The organism is Ornithinimicrobium cryptoxanthini, from assembly GCF_023923205.1.
In the GTDB taxonomy this organism is placed as follows: Bacteria; Actinomycetota; Actinomycetes; order Actinomycetales; family Dermatophilaceae; genus Ornithinicoccus; species Ornithinicoccus cryptoxanthini.
Genome location: NZ_CP099490.1, coordinates 2,126,950 through 2,143,216, shown reverse-complemented (window position 1 = coordinate 2,143,216; position 16,267 = coordinate 2,126,950). Strand labels below are relative to the sequence as shown.

16 protein-coding genes, 1 tRNA gene and 1 riboswitch are annotated in these 16,267 nt (G+C 71.2%); all 17 genes read left to right on the top strand.

What is annotated here, in order from left to right; all coding sequences use genetic code 11:
- Positions 1-82 precede the first annotated feature (82 nt).
- Positions 83-1,063, top strand: a complete 981-nt coding sequence (fmt, locus tag NF557_RS09850; RefSeq protein WP_252619063.1) for a methionyl-tRNA formyltransferase — start codon at positions 83-85, stop codon at positions 1,061-1,063.
- Complete coding sequence (locus NF557_RS09845) at positions 1,056-2,552, top strand: RsmB/NOP family class I SAM-dependent RNA methyltransferase (RefSeq protein WP_252619062.1); 1,497 nt, start codon at positions 1,056-1,058, stop codon at positions 2,550-2,552. Before fmt ends, NF557_RS09845 begins: the two co-directional genes overlap by 8 nt.
- A gap of 19 nt (positions 2,553-2,571) precedes the next feature.
- Complete coding sequence (gene rpe / locus NF557_RS09840) at positions 2,572-3,231, top strand: ribulose-phosphate 3-epimerase (protein WP_252619061.1); 660 nt, start codon at positions 2,572-2,574, stop codon at positions 3,229-3,231.
- Positions 3,232-3,288: 57 nt separating this feature from the next.
- Positions 3,289-3,419: riboswitch (FMN riboswitch) on the top strand.
- A 153-nt stretch (positions 3,420-3,572) separates the two neighbouring features.
- The gene (locus NF557_RS09835) at positions 3,573-4,280 is read left to right on the top strand and encodes a nicotinamide mononucleotide transporter family protein (RefSeq protein WP_252619060.1); all 708 of its coding nucleotides are present in this window, start codon (positions 3,573-3,575) and stop codon (positions 4,278-4,280) included.
- Positions 4,281-4,317: 37 nt separating this feature from the next.
- Positions 4,318-4,746: a PH domain-containing protein gene (locus NF557_RS09830; protein ID WP_252619058.1), complete on the top strand. Its 429-nt coding sequence runs from the start codon at positions 4,318-4,320 to the stop codon at positions 4,744-4,746.
- Between the two features lie 145 nt (positions 4,747-4,891).
- Positions 4,892-6,802, top strand: coding sequence for an ABC transporter ATP-binding protein (locus NF557_RS09825; protein WP_252619053.1), 1,911 nt, complete (start codon positions 4,892-4,894; stop codon positions 6,800-6,802).
- On the top strand, positions 6,799-8,637 hold the full coding sequence (locus NF557_RS09820; protein ID WP_252619052.1) for an ABC transporter ATP-binding protein: 1,839 nt from the start codon (positions 6,799-6,801) through the stop codon (positions 8,635-8,637). Before NF557_RS09825 ends, NF557_RS09820 begins: the two co-directional genes overlap by 4 nt.
- 66 nt (positions 8,638-8,703) lie before the next feature.
- Positions 8,704-9,372: a Trp biosynthesis-associated membrane protein gene (locus tag NF557_RS09815; RefSeq protein ID WP_252619051.1), complete on the top strand. Its 669-nt coding sequence runs from the start codon at positions 8,704-8,706 to the stop codon at positions 9,370-9,372.
- 59 nt (positions 9,373-9,431) lie between these two features.
- Positions 9,432-9,638, top strand: coding sequence for an HGxxPAAW family protein (locus NF557_RS09810; RefSeq protein ID WP_252619050.1), 207 nt, complete (start codon positions 9,432-9,434; stop codon positions 9,636-9,638).
- 121 nt (positions 9,639-9,759) lie between these two features.
- Positions 9,760-10,575: an indole-3-glycerol phosphate synthase TrpC gene (gene trpC, locus NF557_RS09805; protein ID WP_252619049.1), complete on the top strand. Its 816-nt coding sequence runs from the start codon at positions 9,760-9,762 to the stop codon at positions 10,573-10,575.
- A complete protein-coding gene (gene trpB / locus NF557_RS09800) occupies positions 10,572-11,768 on the top strand; it encodes a tryptophan synthase subunit beta (protein WP_252619048.1) in 1,197 nt (398 codons plus the stop codon). The genes trpC and trpB overlap by 4 nt, the downstream gene beginning before the upstream one ends.
- Positions 11,765-12,562, top strand: a complete 798-nt coding sequence (gene trpA / locus NF557_RS09795; RefSeq protein ID WP_252619047.1) for a tryptophan synthase subunit alpha — start codon at positions 11,765-11,767, stop codon at positions 12,560-12,562. Before trpB ends, trpA begins: the two co-directional genes overlap by 4 nt.
- Before the next feature lie 11 nt (positions 12,563-12,573).
- Positions 12,574-13,095 (top strand): MauE/DoxX family redox-associated membrane protein, encoded by a 522-nt coding sequence (locus tag NF557_RS09790; RefSeq protein ID WP_252619045.1) that lies wholly within the window; start codon positions 12,574-12,576, stop codon positions 13,093-13,095.
- Positions 13,095-13,835, top strand: coding sequence for a DsbA family protein (locus tag NF557_RS09785; RefSeq protein WP_252619043.1), 741 nt, complete (start codon positions 13,095-13,097; stop codon positions 13,833-13,835). Before NF557_RS09790 ends, NF557_RS09785 begins: the two co-directional genes overlap by 1 nt.
- Before the next feature lie 51 nt (positions 13,836-13,886).
- The gene (gene pyk, locus NF557_RS09780; protein WP_252619042.1) at positions 13,887-15,344 is read left to right on the top strand and encodes a pyruvate kinase; all 1,458 of its coding nucleotides are present in this window, start codon (positions 13,887-13,889) and stop codon (positions 15,342-15,344) included.
- Positions 15,345-15,384: 40 nt separating this feature from the next.
- Positions 15,385-15,467 (top strand) — tRNA-Leu (locus NF557_RS09775).
- 108 nt (positions 15,468-15,575) lie between these two features.
- Complete coding sequence (locus tag NF557_RS09770; RefSeq protein ID WP_370584175.1) at positions 15,576-16,262, top strand: ANTAR domain-containing response regulator; 687 nt, start codon at positions 15,576-15,578, stop codon at positions 16,260-16,262.
- Positions 16,263-16,267 lie beyond the last annotated feature (5 nt).

Sequence of the window (16,267 nt, the reverse complement as noted above, 5' to 3'; positions counted from 1 at the left end):
CGGGTCACGGCACGGTCGGTTGTGTGCGTCCATGTGGGGCTGCGCCGGTCGACGAACCAGCTGGACCAACGGAAGGAATCTCGTGCGCGTCGTCTTTGCCGGCACCCCTGAGCCGGCCGCGCTGGCCCTGCGGGCCCTGCTCGCGTCCCGGCACGAGGTGGCGGCCGTCATCACCAGACCGGCTGCGCGTGCCGGGCGGGGTCGGAAGGTGGTGACCTCGCCCGTGGGCGAGATCGCAGCCGAGCACGGACTGGAGGTGCTGTCCCCGCAGAGCACCCGCGACCCAGAGCTCGCCACCCGCCTCGTGACGCTGGCTCCCGACGCGTGCCCGGTTGTGGCCTATGGCGCGCTGATCCCGTCCGCCCTGCTGCAGGTGCCCCGCCTCGGCTGGGTCAACCTGCACTTCTCCCTGCTGCCCTCCTGGCGCGGAGCTGCCCCGGTGCAACGGGCGCTGCTCGCGGGTGACGAGCTGACCGGGGCGACGACCTTCGTGCTCGAGGAGGGCCTGGACACGGGCCCCGTGCTCGGCTCGCTCACCGAGCCGATCCGAGCAACCGACACCTCGGGTGACCTCCTGGAGCGCCTCGCGACGGCGGGTGCTGAGCTGCTGGTGGCGACGCTGGACGGGTTGGAGGAGGGGTCGCTGACGGCCCAGCCTCAGCCGGCGGACGGCGTGTCCCACGCCCCGAAGCTCACGGTGGAGGACGCCCGCATCGACTGGTCCCGACCGGCCTATGCTGTCGACCGGCTGGTGCGGGGGTGCACTCCGGCCCCGGGCGCCTGGACCACCTTCCGGGGGGACCGGCTCAAGGTGCAACCGCTGGCCCGGGCCGACCAGGCCACCGTGCACGCGGGAGGCCCGGCCCAGAGTCACGACGTTGACCAGCCTGGTCCCCATCTGCGACCCGGGGAGATCGAGGTGGGGCGCGGGTCGGTGCTGGTCGGGACCGGGAGCGACCCGGTCCGGCTCGGGACCGTTCAGCCCCAGGGCAAGAAGGCGATGCCGGCCACCGACTGGGCCCGCGGCGCGCGGATCGAGGCTGAGGAGCTGCTTGGTGGCTGACGACCAGAGGGGACGACCGTCAGGGTCCCGGTCCGGGAGGGGGCGCGGGCCCCGTCAGCGCTCGGCCCAGGCTCCGGCGCAGCGCGCGCGACGGGGCGACCCGGCGCGCGACACGGCCTATGCCGTGATGCGTGCCGTCGCCGACGGTGGCTATGCCAACCTGGTCCTGCCCAAGGCCCTCCGCACCGCCGGTCTGCACGGCCGTGACGCTGGCTTCGCAACGGAACTGACCTACGGCACCCTGCGCATGCAGGGACTGTATGACGCGGTGCTGGACGCAGCGGTCGACCCACCTGGGCGCAGCATCGACCCGACGGTGCGCGACATCCTGCGCCTAGGAGCCCACCAGCTGCTGGCGATGCGGGTGCCCGACCACGCCGCGGTGAGTGCCACCGTGGCCCTCGCGCGCCAGCACGTCGGGACGGGCGCGGGAGGCTTCGTCAATGCCGTCCTGCGCCGGGTCTCTGAACGCTCGCGGCAGGAGTGGCTTGAGCTGGTGGAGGCCTCGACCACCGACCCTGTCGAACGCCTGGCGCTGACGCACTCGCACCCCGCCTGGATCGTGCGTGCCCTGCGGGCGGCGCTGATCGGCCACGGCAGCAGCACGGCCGAGTCTGTCGACATGGATCTCGTCGCACTTCTCGAGGAGCACAACCGGGCCGCTGCCCCGACGCTGGTGGCCCGCCCCGGGTTGGGCGCCGAGGTGGAGCTGGAGCGGGCGGGCGCCACCCCCGACGAGACGGCCCCCACCGCGTGGGTCATGCCCAGTGGGGACCCGGGCGGGCTCGCGGTGGTCCGCGACGGTCGGGCCGCGGTCCAGGACGCCGGCTCGCAGCTGCTCGCGCTGGCGCTGGCGAGCGTGCCCGTGGACGGTGACGCGGAGCCGGAGTCCTGGCTCGACCTGTGCGCCGGCCCCGGTGGCAAGGCAGGACTGCTCGGGGCCGTCGCCGCCCAGCGCGGCGCCACATTGCGGGCCAACGAGGTCCAGCCACACCGCGCCGACCTGGTCCGCAACACGCTCGCCGCAGTCCGGCACGCGCACCCCGGCACGGTCACCGTCACCGTCGACGACGGTCGAGAGGTGGGGGAGTCGGACCGGGGGCGTTATCAGCGGGTGCTGGTCGACGCGCCGTGCACGGGGCTGGGCGCCCTGCGCCGACGCCCGGAGGCACGTTGGCGGCGCACGCCCAAGGACCTCGCCGAGCTGGGGCCCCTGCAACGGGACCTGCTGGCCTCGGCGATCGAGGCGACTGCCACGGGTGGGGTGGTGCTCTACTCCACCTGCTCGCCGCACCTGGCCGAGACGCAGTTCGTGGTCCAGGACGTGCTGCGGACCCGTCCCGACGTGACTCTTGAGGACGTGCGGCCGCTCCTGCTCGACCGGGCGGGGAATCCGCTGCCGGACACCGGCCCCGGGCCCACGGCCCAGCTGTGGCCGCACCGCCACGGCACTGACGGGATGTTCCTGGCGCTCCTGCGGGTCGGCTGAGCGCCGGTAGGCTGCGACCGTGCTCCAGATCAGCCCCAGCATCCTGTCCGCCGACTTCGCCAACCTCGAGTCCGAGCTCTCCCGCATCTCCGGGGCCGACTGGGCCCATGTCGATGTCATGGACGGGCACTTCGTGCCCAACCTGACACTCGGCCTGCCCGTCGTCGAGGCTCTGCGCCGGGTCAGCCCGATCCCGCTGGACTGTCACCTGATGATCGAGGACCCGGACCGGTGGGCTCCCCAGTATGCCGAGGCCGGCGGTTCGTCAGTGACGTTCCACATCGAGGCGGCCCAGGACCCCGTGGCCACGGCCCGCTCGATCCGGGCAGCGGGAGCGCGCGCGGCGTTCGCGCTCAAGCCCGGCACTCCGTTCGCCCCCTATGCCGACCTGCTCCCCGAGGTCGACATGGTCCTGGTGATGACCGTGGAGCCCGGCTTTGGCGGACAGTCGTTCATGGCCGACCAGATGCCGAAGGTGACCCAGGTCCGCGAGGCGGTGCGTCGGCACGGGGGACAGGTGTGGATCCAGGTGGATGGCGGCGTGTCCGAGGAGACGATCGGCAGGTGTGTCGAGGCCGGCGCGGACGTCTTCGTCGCAGGGTCGGCGGTCTTCGGTGCCGACGATGCCGGTCAGCAGGTGCAGGTCCTGCGCGACCTGGCTGGGCGGCATACGCACTGATCTGAGCAGCCCTGCACCAGCGGTCCACGGGGGCACTGTGGCAGAATGGTCGGTGATTGACGTGCTCCGGGGTCGGTGTAATTCCGAACCGGCGGTGATAGTCCGCGACCCGGCCGCAGCCAGCGGCCGGCTGACCTGGTGAAACTCCGGGACCGACGGTGAAAGTCCGGATGGGAGGCAGCACGCGAGGCACCCGACACCTGTCGGCGGGCCGGCCATCCGTGGTCCCCACGGCTGCGCCGACGTGCCGCTCCGGTGAGCGGGTCTCTCGACGAACTCCTCCACTGCGCCCCGTCACGAATGCTTGACGGGGCTTTCCCGTCCTGACACGAAGGACAGCAGTGGACATCTGGAACGAATTCTTCGGCGCGACGCTGACGATCGCGGGTCACGACATCCTGTGGCGCGAGGTCATCGGCAACGCCTTCGGGATGGCCTCGGCCCTCGGCGGCCTGCGCCGCCGGCTCTGGGCCTGGCCCATCGGCATCATCGGCAACGTGCTCCTCTTCACCGTCTTCATGGGTGTCTGGTTCAGCACGCCGCAGGAGCACAGCCTGCTCGGGCAGGCCTCGCGCCAGATCTTCTTCATCATCACCTCCGTCTATGGCTGGTGGCGCTGGGACCAGTCGCGACGCACCCGCACTGCCGGCGCCCCCGCCATCACGCCCCGCTGGGCCAGCTCACGCGAGCGGACGACCTATCTCGTGGCCGCCGCCGTGGGGATCGTGCTGGTGCAGTGGATCTTCCTCTCCGTCGGGGTCGGCTGGGAGGCGCCGCGCTGGTACTACTGGGCGGACGCCTGGATCTTCGTCGGCTCGATCCTGGCCACCTATGCCATGGCCCGCGGGTGGACCGACTTCTGGCTGGTCTGGATCGCGGTCGACCTCGTCGGCGTCCCGCTGCTGTGGCACGGCGGCTACTATCCCTCGGCGGTCATGTTCCTGGTCTATGGCGCCCTGGTGGTCTGGGGCTTCTTCGTGTGGAAGCGTGCGGCCAAGACGGAGGCGCCCGAGCCGGTGCCGGTGACCTCGGGCGGCGGCGTCGGCTGACCGCGGAGGTCCGTGACGGGTGACCTAGTCTGGACCGGTGACCACCAAGGACCCGTATGCCGAGTTCCGGCCCAGGCGGGGCGCTCTCGTCGCGCGGGGGGCCGCGCTGGCCACGGTCGCCGTGCTGGGGGGCCTGGCTCTGCTGGCTCCCGGTGACTGGGCACCGGCCGACCGGGTCCTGCTGTTCCTCTTCGGACTGCTGGCGGCGGCGGGACTCTGGCGCTTCGGGATGGTCCGGGCTCTGGCCAGCGCCGACGGTCTGTTGGTCGTCAACCTCGTGCACGCCCGGCAGCTGGAGTGGGCCGAGATCCTGCGGGTCAGCTTCGCCGACGGGACGCCGTGGGTGCTGCTCGAGCTGGCGGACACCGAGGAGCTGGCCGTGATGGGCATCCAGCGCGCCGACGGCGCGTTCGCCCGTGCGGAGGCGGCGCGGCTGGCCGCCCTCGTGCAGCACCACAGCAGCTGATCCTGGCCTCTGCCACCCCGTGGGCCTGCGGGTCCAGGCGGGAGGGACTTGATTCGGAACTGTCAACCGGTCGTGCGAAGATGGACGGTGCGCCTCCGCCGGGAATCGAGGGCGCCATCCGCCCGCCTGAAGGAGTTCCTCCGACGTGACCTCTGCGACCAGACCGGTCGAGCGTCCTCGCCCGACACCAGCGATCCTGCGTCAGGGCCTGTCAGTCATCTGGACGGGCATCAAGCAGCAGAAGGGCGTCTTTGCCATCGCCGTGCTGGGGTCGGCGCTGTGGGCCCTGGCGACGGTCGGCACCGCCTGGGCCATCGGGCACGTCACGGCCACGCAGATCACCCCGGCAGTGACCTCGGGGGAGGTCACCAGCGGGGCGCTGTGGACGATCTTCCTGGTGCTGGTCGGCGTCCTCGTGGGCAACGTCATCGGCGTTGTGCTGCGTCGCGTGGCGGCCACCGTCGCCGGGTTCAACCTGCAGGCCGCCTACCGCAAGCGGGTCACGCGGCAGTATCTGCGACTCCCACTGAGCTGGCACCACTCACACCCCTCCGGTCAGCTGCTGTCCAACGCCCACGCCGACATCGAGGCGGCCTGGCAGGTCTTCAACCCGCTGCCCATGGCGATCGGCGTCATCGTGATGCTGGTCATCGGGGGCGCACAGATGGTCTCCGTCGACCCGTTCCTGGCACTCATCGGCTTCCTGGTCTTCCCCGGTCTGTTCGCCGCGAACCTGGTGTTCCAGCGGTTCATGTCGCCGCGGATCACCCGGGCCCAGCAGCTGCGCGCCGAGGTCGCCGAGGTGGCCCACGAGTCCTTCGAGGCCGGCATGCTGGTCAAGGCGATGGGCCGGGAGGCCGAGGAGACGCAGCGTTTCCGGGGCGTGACCCACGAGCTGCGCGACTCGCTGATCGACGTGGGCCGCACCCGTGGCGTGTTCGAGCCGGTGATCGAGGCGATCCCGGTGCTCGGCACCCTCGCCGTCCTGGCGGTGGGCACCTCCCGGGTGGCCTCCGGTGACCTCGTCGCGGCCGACGTCGTGGAGGTGGCCTACCTCTTCTCGATCCTGGCCTTCCCGGTCCGGGCGCTGGGCTGGGTGCTGGCCGAGATCCCACGGTCGGTCGTCGGCTATCGCCGCGTCGACTCCGTCCTCCAGGCCCAGGGCTCGATGGAGTATGGCGAGGGGCAGCTCTCCCGTGAGGGCGCGGCCCGGGCCCGCGCCGACCACGTGTCCTACGCCTATGCCGAGCCCACCGAGCGCGCGGTCCTGGGTGCCGACATACTGCCCGCGGAGGACACCGGGGCCCTGGACACCGCCCCGGTCGGCCCGCAGCGGGCGATGGCGATCCGGGAGGTCACCCTGGACGTGCCGGCAGGGCGCACCACCGCGCTGGTCGGGCCCACGGGTGCCGGCAAGTCCACCCTGGCCAACCTGGTGCTGCGCCTCGTTGACCCGGACACGGGCACGGTGTGCCTGGACGACATCGACCTGCGCACCGTGCGCAAGGGCGAGATCCCTGACGTGGGGACCTTGGTGGCCCAGCAGACCTTCATGTTTGACGACCCTGTCCGGGACAACGTCACGCTGGGCCTGGACCTGAGCGACGAGGTCGTCTGGGATGCGCTGCGCACCGCACGCGCCGACGGCTTCGTCAGCGGCATGCCGGGTGCGCTGGACGCCGTGATCGGGGAGCGGGGCGGCAACCTCTCCGGTGGTCAGCGGCAGCGCATCGCCCTGGCCCGGGCCATCGTGCGACGGCCGCGGCTGCTGGTCCTCGACGACGCCACCAGCGCGGTCGACCCGGCGATCGAGCAGGCCATCCTGGGTGGGCTGCGGGAGACCAAGGACGGCATGACCGTCCTGGTGATCGCCTATCGCATGGCCACCATCCAGCTGGCCGACCACATCGTCTATCTCGAGCAAGGCAGCGTCGTCGACCAGGGCAGCCACGACGAGCTGCTCGCCCGTTGCACCGGCTACGGCGACCTGGTCAACGCGTATGCCCGCGAGGCTGCTGACCGAGCGGCCGTCGCCGCCGACGAGGAGGTCCAATGAGCACGGCAACCGCCGCCCCGAAGGATGAGCAAGGCAAGGATGAGCAGGGCGCGGCCAGCAGTGAGATCGGTGGCAGTCACCAGCTGAGCACCGTGGCCACCCTGCGCCGCGGCTTCGAGCTGTCCCCGGAGCTGGCCCGCGGCCTGTGGCTGACCGTGCTGCTCGCGGTCTTCGCCACTCTCGGCAAGGTGCTGATCCCCTTCGTGGTGCAGCAGGCCACGGACCACGGCATCATGGCCGAGGGTGGCCCCGACGTCGCGTTCGTCGTCCGGATGGTGCTGCTGGCCGCAGGGGCGATCGTCTTCACCAGCATCGCGCAGTATGCCGTGAACATCCGGCTCTTCCGCGCCGCCGAGTCGGGTCTGGCGACCCTGCGCATCAAGGCCTTCCGCCACATCCACGACCTGTCGGTGCTGACCCAGAGCACCGAACGGCGCGGCGCCCTGGTCAGCCGCGTCACCAGCGACGTCGACACCATCTCCATGTTCGTCCAGTTCGGCGGCCTGATGCTGCTCGTGTCGATCGCCCAGATGGCCGTCGCCACGGTGCTGATGGTGATCTACAGCCCGATCCTGGCCGGCGTGGTTTATCTGTGCCTGCTGCCGCTGGTCGTCGTGGTGACCAAGTTCCAGCCGATCCTGGGCCGGGCCTACACCGCGGTGCGCACCCGCGTCGGCGACCTGCTGGGGGCCGTGTCGGAGTCGATCGTCGGCGCTGTCACGATCCGCGCGTATGGCGTCGAGAAGCGCACCTCGGAGCGGATCGACATGGCCATCGAGAACCACCGGGTCGCGGCCATCCGGGCTCAGGTCCGCTCGGTCATGGCCTTCGTCTCCGGTCAGGCGTTCGCCGGCCTGACCACGGCGATCGTGCTCGTGGTCGGCACCGTGCTCGCCGTCAACGACATGGTGAGCCTGGGGCAGCTGCTGGCCTTCCTCTTCCTGGTCAACCTGTTCACCCAGCCCGTGCTGATGGCCACTGAGATCTTCAACGAGATGCAGAACGCCGTGGCGGGGTGGCGCCGGGTCATCGGGGTGATCGACACCCCGGCCGACGTCTCCGACCCCGGTGAGGACGGCATCCGGCTGCCGCGCGGACCGATCACCGTCGAGTTCGACGACGTGCACTTCTCCTATCCCGGGGGCGCCCGGGTCCTGCGGGACGTGGACCTGACCTTCGAGCCGCGGACCCGGATCGCGATCGTGGGGGAGACCGGTTCGGGCAAGACCACGCTGGCCAAGCTGCTGACCCGACTCATGGACCCGAGCGAGGGACGCGTCCTGGTCGACGGGGTGGACCTGCGGGAGATCGCCTTCGACTCGCTGCGCCGACGCATCGTCATGGTCCCGCAGGAAGGGTTCCTGTTTGACCAGTCGCTGCTGGAGAACATCCGGTTCGGGCGGCCGGAGGCCTCGGACGAGGACGTCGAGCTCGCGATGACCGAGCTCGGCCTCGACCCGTGGCTCGAGGGCCTCCCGCTGGGCCTGGCCACCCAGGTTGGGCAGCGCGGTGAGTCCCTGTCCGCGGGGGAGCGTCAGCTGATCGCCATCGCGCGGGCCTATCTGGCAGACCCTGACCTGCTGGTGCTCGACGAGGCCACCAGTGCGGTCGACCCGGCCACCGAGGTGCGCATCCAGCGGGCGCTGGAGGGTCTGACCCGTGGCCGGACCTCCGTGGCGATCGCCCACCGGCTCTCCACGGCCGAGGCCGCTGACGTGGTGGTTGTCGTCGACAGGGGTCGCATCGTGGCGGTCGGTCCCCACCACGAGCTCGTCGACGCCGGTGGTGTCTACACGCGGATGCACGAGTCCTGGGCCGCCCAGCAGCAGGGCTGACGTCATGATGGTCTCCATGAGCACGACCACCGGTGGCCCGCAGACACCTGCGTCGGGGCTGGGGCGATGAGGCGCTGGTGGGTCCTGGCAGCCCTCGGCACGGCCCTGCTCCTGGTCGGCTCTGGACAGACCTGGGCGACCGGCACGACGGTCGATCCGGTGCTCGGCTCCACCCGCATCCAGGCCACCGGTGCCCAGGCGGGCAGCACCCTGACCGCCGGAGCACTCCTGGCCGGGGCCGCCCTGCTGGCGGGACTGGTCGGGACCCGGCCGGTCCGGCTCGCCGCGGCCCTGTGCCTGGCCGGCGGCGGTGTGCTGGCGGGTCTGCCCGTCATACGCACCCTGGTTGACCCCGGTGCGGTCGCCGAGGCGGTCGCGGCGGACCGGCCGGGCGCGGGCGGCCTGACACTGCAGATCGAGGACGCGGGTGCCACCCTCTGGCCGTGGCTCGGAGCGCTCGGGGCGGTCCTGGTTCTCCTCGGCGCGATCCTGTGCGCACTGCTGTGGTTCCGTCCGCCGCAGCCTGCTGCGACCGGGGCGGCGAGCGAACCCGATCCGGCCGGTGGGGTCCCGGGACCGACGGACCCGGGACCGACGGACCCGGGATCAACGGACCCCGCGCCGTCCGCCGCCTCCGGGGCTCCTGCTCCCGGACCGGCGCAGCGGCGCGGGCAGCGCAGCAGCGACGCCTGGGACGACCTGTCGCGCGGCGACGACCCGACCGTGGATGACTAACTGGCACAATGGGCATGCGCCCGACCGCACGTCATGAGACCCGAACCACAGGAGTGAGCATGGAAGAACCCGGACACGGCCACAGCGTCGCAGCGTGGGCCGGAGTGATCATCATGTTGCTGGCCGCCGTCCTGCTTGCCGTGGGCGTCTTCTTCAACGTGAGCTGGGCGACCTGGAGCGGCGTGGCGGTCGCGATCATCGGCGCCGGCGCCTGGTGGGGGCTCAACGCCGCCGGCTATGACGAGGGCCACTGGGAGTCCCGCTGACCCTGCTCTGCGGGCCGGACCTCCTCCCACCACCCGAGGGGAGTGGGCAACCCCGTCCAGGGTGACCAAGACCACCCGCACCGGGGCCAGAACCCCTGCCCAGCCCGACTAGGCTGGAGCGGTGTCCACCGTCCTCGACCAGATCCTCGCCGGGGTCCGCGATGACCTGGCCACCCGTGAAGCGGCCCTGCCACTGAGCCGGGTCCAGGCAGCGGCCCACGCCGCGCCTGCCCCGCGCGACGCCTTCGCCACCCTGAGCGCACCCGGGGGAGTGCACCTGATCGCCGAGGTCAAGCGGGCCAGCCCGTCCAAGGGAGCCCTGGCCCCGATCCCGGACCCGGCAACCCTCGCGCGGGACTATGCCGCGGGCGGCGCGAGCGTGATCAGCGTGCTGACCGAGCGGCGCCGCTTCGGTGGGAGCCTGGCCGACCTGGACGCTGTGCGGGCCGCCGTCGACGTGCCGGTCCTGCGCAAGGACTTCGTGGTGGAGCCCTATCAGGTGTGGGAGGCCCGCGCCCATGGCGCCGACCTGGTGCTGCTGATGGCCTCGGCCCTCGAGCAGTCCCCCCTGGTGGACCTGCTGGGCCTGGTCGAGTCCCTCGGCATGCACGCCCTCGTCGAGGCCCACGACGAGGAGGAGCTGGCCCGGTGCCTGCAGGCGGGGGCCCGGATCGTGGGGGTGAACGCCCGCAACCTCAAGACGCTCGAGGTCGACCCGCGGACGGTGACCGGGCTGCTGCCCTCGCTGCCCGCAGAGGTGGTCGGGGTGGCCGAGTCGGGCGTCAGCGGGCCGGACAGCGTGCGGGACTATGTCTCGGCCGGGGCGCGGGCGGTGCTGGTGGGAGAGGCGCTCGTCACAGGAACGGACCCGCGGACCGCCGTGCGGGAACTCCTGGCAGCAGGCGGACGTCAACTGGACGTGGAGGAGGCACGATGACCCAGCAGGTGGGACGGTTCGGCGAGTTTGGTGGACGCTATGTGCCCGAGGCCCTGATCGCAGCCCTGGACGAGCTCGATGCGGCACGCACCGCGGCCATGGTCGACCCAGAGTTCCTCGAAGAGCTGGCGCGGTTGCACCGGGACTACACCGGGCGCCCGACACCGCTGACCGAGGTGCCACGGTTTGCCGAGCACGCCGGTGCTGCGCGGATCTTCCTCAAGCGGGAGGACCTCAACCACACCGGCTCCCACAAGATCAACAACGTCCTTGGCCAGGCCCTGCTGACCGTCCGGATGGGCAAGAAGCGGGTGATCGCCGAGACAGGGGCCGGCCAGCACGGAGTCGCCGCCGCGACGGCCGCGGCGCTGATGGGTCTGGACTGCACGGTCTATATGGGCGAGAAGGACACCCGGCGCCAGGCGCTCAACGTCGCGCGGATGCGCCTGCTCGGCGCCACGGTCGTGCCGGTCGCGCACGGCAGCGCCACGCTCAAGGACGCGATCAACGAGGCGCTGCGGGACTGGGTGACCAACGTCGAGGACACCCACTACCTGCTGGGCACCGTGACCGGGCCGCACCCGTTCCCCACGATGGTGCGCGACTTCCACCGGATCATCGGCGACGAGGCGCACGAGCAGGTCCTCGAGGCCACTGGCGGTCTGCCGGACATCGTCTGCGCGTGTGTCGGTGGCGGCTCCAACGCCATGGGCATCTTCCACCGCTTCATCGACGAGCCCTCGGTGCGCCTGGTCGGCCTCGAGGCCGGCGGTGAGGGTGTCGACAGCGGGCGACACGCGGCACGGTTCAGCAGCGGCCTGCCCGGCGTGCTGCACGGCGCGGCCACCTACGTCCTGCAGGACGAGGACGGCCAGACCCTCGACTCGCACTCGGTCTCTGCCGGGCTCGACTACCCCTCGGTGGGACCCGAGCACGCGCACCTGCGCGACACGGGGCGGGCGGACTACTACCCGGTGACCGACGAGGAGGCCATGGAGGCCTTCTCGCTGCTCGCCCGGACCGAGGGGATCCTGCCGGCCCTCGAGTCCGCCCACGCGCTGGCCGGAGCGCTCCGGCTGGGCCGTGAGTCTGAGCCGGGGACCGTCATCCTCGTCAACCTCTCCGGCCGGGGCGACAAAGACGTGGAGACCGCCGCCCAGTGGTTCGGGATGGACAGCGAGGGAGAGTCATGAGCGCGCTGGGCACCGTGTTCGAGGGTTGCCGCGCCGAAGGGCGGGCGGCACTGGTCACCTACCTCACTGCGGGCTTCCCCGACAACGCCACGTCCCGAGACGCCGCGACCGCCGTCGTCGAGGCAGGGGCGGACATCGTCGAGGTCGGGGTGCCCTACTCCGACCCGCTGATGGACGGGCCCGTGATCCAGGACGCTGCGGACCGGGCCCTGGCTGGCGGGTTCCACGTGCGGGACCTGCTCGGCAACGTCGAGGCGGTCGCTGCTGCCGGCGGAGTGCCGGTCGTCATGAGCTACTGGAACCCGATCCTGCGCTACGGCCCCGACGCGTTCGCTCGCGACCTGGCCGCGGCCGGTGGTGCGGGCCTGATCACCCCGGACCTCATCCCCGACGAGGCTGGGCAGTGGCGCACAGCGGCTGACGAGCACGGGATCGCCCCGATCTTCCTGGTCGCACCGAGCTCGACCGACGCGCGGCTGGCCACGACCGCCGCGGCCTGCCGGGGGTTCGTCTATGTCGCCTCGACGATGGGCGTGACCGGTGCCCGCACCAGCGTCGGCACCGGAGCACGCACACTGGTCGAGCGCACCCGAGCCGTCACCGACCTCCCGCTCTGCGTCGGGCTGGGAGTCTCCACGCGGGAGCAGGCTGCGGAGGTGGCCACCTTCGCCGACGGGGTGATCGTCGGGTCGGCACTGGTGCGCACGCTGGGCGACGGCGTGGCCTCCGGCGCCGGGTTGGCGCCGCTGCGCGAGCTGACCGTTGAGCTGGCCGCGGGAGTGCGTCGGGGATGAGCCGGGCGCGCGTGTTGGACCTGATCGGACTCGTCTGCCGGTTGGCCCTGGGCGGAGTCCTCCTGGCAGCCGGGCTGCTCAAGGTGGGCGACCCCACCGGGTCGATCCAGTCCGTGGTGGCCTACCGGCTGTTCGACTACCGCCTGGCCGAGATGATCGGCCTGATGCTCCCGATCGTCGAGATCGCCGTGGGCCTACTGCTCGTCGTCGGACTGCTGACCCGGTGGAGCGCCCTGGTCGGCGGGCTCCTGATGGTCATCTTCATCGCCGGCATCGCCTCCGCGTGGGCCCGTGGTCTGGCCATCGACTGTGGCTGCTTCGGCACCGGCGGTCCGATCGACCCGTCCGAGACCGCCTATCTGCAAGAGATCGTGCGCGACGCAGCACTGGCGCTGGCCGGGCTCTGGCTCGTGGTCCGCCCGCGCTCGCTGCTGGCCCTCGACACTCTCCTGTTCCGCCGCCCCGCGGCACCTTCCGAAACGGCCGGTGACCCCCGGCATACCGCACCGTCTGTCACGAAAGGCAGTCTCTGATGCCCCGTCCACCAGTCAAGGTCGCCCCGCCCCCGACGAAGGGTCCGTCGATGGGCCTGATCGGCGGCGTGGTGGCGCTCGTCGTCGCGATCATCGCCGTCTCCGTCTACATCGTGGTGCGGCCAGACCCGGTGGGGACGGGGGACAGCGCCTCGATCAGCGGCGGTGCCAGCTCCGCCAGCGCGCTGCCCAACGCCGGGGGCATCCGGGTCGGGGACGCGGGCGAGGACGTGCCTGTGGTGCACATCTATGAGGACTTCCAGTGCCCGTGGTGCGGACTGCTGGAGCAGACCTCCGGTGCGGCCTTCACCAAGGCGGCGCAGGCGGGCGAGATCCAGCTGACCTACACCCTGATGTCGTTCCTCGACGGCAACATCGGCAACGACTCCTCGATCCGCGCCGCGAACGCCGCGATGTGCGCCGATGACCAGGGTGCCTTTGTGCCCTACCACGCGGCGCTCTATGCGGAGCAGCCCGAGGAGGGCGCCGGCTGGACCGACGAGCAGCTGATCGACACGGCTGACCAGGTGGGAGTCGACGACATCGAGGAGTTCACCGGGTGCCTCGACGACGAGACGCACTTCGACTACGTCCGCGACATGCAGACCAGGTCCAACCAGGAGGGTGTGACCGGCAGCCCACGGGTCTTCATCGACGGTGAGGAGCTGGGCAGCGAGGACATGAACAACCTCCTCTATGACCCGACCGCCCTGACCGGCATCCTCGCAAACCGCCAGTAGTCGCCCGCGCCGGTCGTCCGAAACGGGCTCGGTGCACCTAGTCTGGTGGTCATGCGCCGAGCCAAGATTGTCTGCACGCTGGGACCTGCCACCGACACCTACGAAGGCATCCGTGCCCTCGTAGGTGCGGGCATGGATGTTGCCCGGATGAACATGTCCCACGGCAACCATGAGGACCACGACCGCCGCTACCACATGGTGCGCCAGGCCGGTGACGAGATGAAGCACGCCGTCGCCGTGCTGGCGGACCTGCAGGGCCCCAAGATCCGGACCGGCACCTTCGCCGACGGGCCGATCGAGCTCGTCCCCGGCGCGAGCTTCACGATCACCGTGCGGGACGTGCCGGGGGACCAGCAGATCGTCGGCACCACCTATGACGGGCTGGCCGGTGATGTCCAGGTCGGTGACGACCTGCTCATCGACGACGGCAAGGTGCAGCTGAAGGTCATCGACGTGACCGACACCGACGTGGTCACGACCGTCGTCATCGGTGGCGCGGTCTCGGACAACAAGGGCATCAACCTGCCGGGGACGGCCGTGTCCGTGCCGGCCCTGAGTGAGAAGGACGCCGAGGACCTGCGGTGGGCCCTGCGCACCCGGGTCGACGTCATCGCCCTGTCCTTCGTGCGCAGCGGCAAGGACATCGAGGAGGTGCACCGGATCATGGACGAGGAGGGGATGCGCCTGCCGGTCATCGCCAAGATCGAGAAGCCGCAGGCCGTGGAGAACCTGGACGACATCGTCGCGGCCTTCGACGGGATCATGGTGGCCCGCGGGGACCTGGGCGTGGAGCTGCCGCTCGAGGCGGTTCCGCTGGTCCAGAAGGAGGCCATCGAGGTGGCCCGGCGCAACGCCAAACCGGTGATCGTCGCGACGCAGGTCCTGGAGTCGATGATCACGAACCCGCGGCCCACGCGCGCCGAGGCCAGTGACTGCGCCAATGCAGTGCTCGACGGTGCGGACGCCATCATGCTCTCGGGCGAGACGAGCGTCGGGGCCTGGCCCATCAAGGCTGTCGAGACGATGGCCACGATCATCGAGGCGACCGAGGAGCACGGCCTGGACCGCATCGTTCCGCTGGGGACCAACCCGCACACTACCGGCGGTGCGGTGACCAAGGCCGCCGCAGAGATCGCCGAGCTCCTGGACACCGCCTACATGGTGACCTTCACCCAGACGGGCGACTCGGCACGCCGGATGGCCCGGCTGCGCAGCAAGATCCCGATGATGGCGTTCACGCCGGTGCCCGCCACCCGCTCCCAGCTGGCGATGACCTGGGGCGTCGAGACGTTCCTGACCCCCATGGTGGAGCACACCGACGAGATGGTCCTGCAGGTCGACCGGGTGCTGGTCGAGCAGCAGCGGTGCCAGGAGGGTGAGTTGATCGTGGTCGTGGCGGGCTCCCCGCCGGGCACGGCCGGAGCCACCAACGCCCTGCGCCTGCACCGCGTGGGGGATGCCGTCTATGGCAGGGCCCCTGCCTACCGGAAGATCCTCGAGCGGGAGTGAGGCCCTGCCGCCCTCGGCCGGTATGCTGTCCCGGTCACCGGCCGGGGTGGTGGAATGGCAGACACGGAGCACTCAAAATGCTCTGCTCGAAAGGGCGTGCGGGTTCGAGTCCCGCTCCCGGCACCCAACAGGCTCACCAGCGGTCCCACGGCGCCGCGGCGGGCACCGCACCGCGCGGTGCCGAGTTGTCCCAGTCGCGAACCAGTCACCGTGAGGCGATATCCTGCACCGGTGAGCACCTCAGAGCGCCCCGTCCCGCGCCCGCCCAAGACGCCCGAGCCGGAGGCGACCCCGGCCCCGGACGAGCAGACGGCGGCAGAGCAGTCCGCGGAGTCGGGGCCGGCCCCCGTCCGCATCCTGGTCGCGGAGGACGAGGCGCTCATCCGGCTCGACCTGGTCGAGATGCTCGGGGAGGCTGGTTATGACGTGGTCGGCCAAGCCGCCGACGGTGAGCAGGCGGTGGCCATGGCCCGCGAGCTGAGCCCGGACCTGGTCGTGATGGACGTCAAGATGCCGAGCATGGATGGCATCAGTGCCGCTGAGGTGCTGGCTCGTGAGGGCATCGCGCCCGTGGTCATGCTCACCGCCTTCAGCGACCGCTCGCTCGTCGAGCGGGCCCGCGACGCCGGGGTGATGGCCTATGTCGTCAAGCCGTTCACGGCCAACGACGTGCTTCCGGCGCTCGATATCGCCCGCTCGCGCTGGCAGGAGCGTCAGGCGCTCGAGTCCGAGGTCGCCGACCTCGCCGAGCGGTTCGAGACCCGCAAGCGTCTGGACCGCGCCAAGGGCCTGCTGCAGCAGCAGCTCAAGCTGTCCGAGGCCGAGTCGTTCCGCTGGATCCAGAAGGCGGCCATGGACCGTCGCCTCTCGATGCGAGAGGTGGCCGACGCGGTCATCTCCGGGATGCCGGCCAAGTAGTCACC

What these genes read in the sequence shown, in the direction of transcription:
- NF557_RS09820 (WP_252619052.1), top strand. Translation starts at nt 6,799, where the DNA reads ATGAGCACGGCAACCGCCGCCCCGAAGGATGAGCAAGGCAAGGATGAG.
- NF557_RS09815 (WP_252619051.1), top strand. Translation starts at nt 8,704, where the DNA reads ATGAGGCGCTGGTGGGTCCTGGCAGCCCTCGGCACGGCCCTGCTCCTG.
- NF557_RS09810 (WP_252619050.1), top strand. Translation starts at nt 9,432, where the DNA reads ATGGAAGAACCCGGACACGGCCACAGCGTCGCAGCGTGGGCCGGAGTG.
- trpB (WP_252619048.1), top strand. Translation starts at nt 10,572, where the DNA reads ATGACCCAGCAGGTGGGACGGTTCGGCGAGTTTGGTGGACGCTATGTG.
- trpA (WP_252619047.1), top strand. Translation starts at nt 11,765, where the DNA reads ATGAGCGCGCTGGGCACCGTGTTCGAGGGTTGCCGCGCCGAAGGGCGG.
- NF557_RS09785 (WP_252619043.1), top strand. Translation starts at nt 13,095, where the DNA reads ATGCCCCGTCCACCAGTCAAGGTCGCCCCGCCCCCGACGAAGGGTCCG.
- pyk (WP_252619042.1), top strand. Translation starts at nt 13,887, where the DNA reads ATGCGCCGAGCCAAGATTGTCTGCACGCTGGGACCTGCCACCGACACC.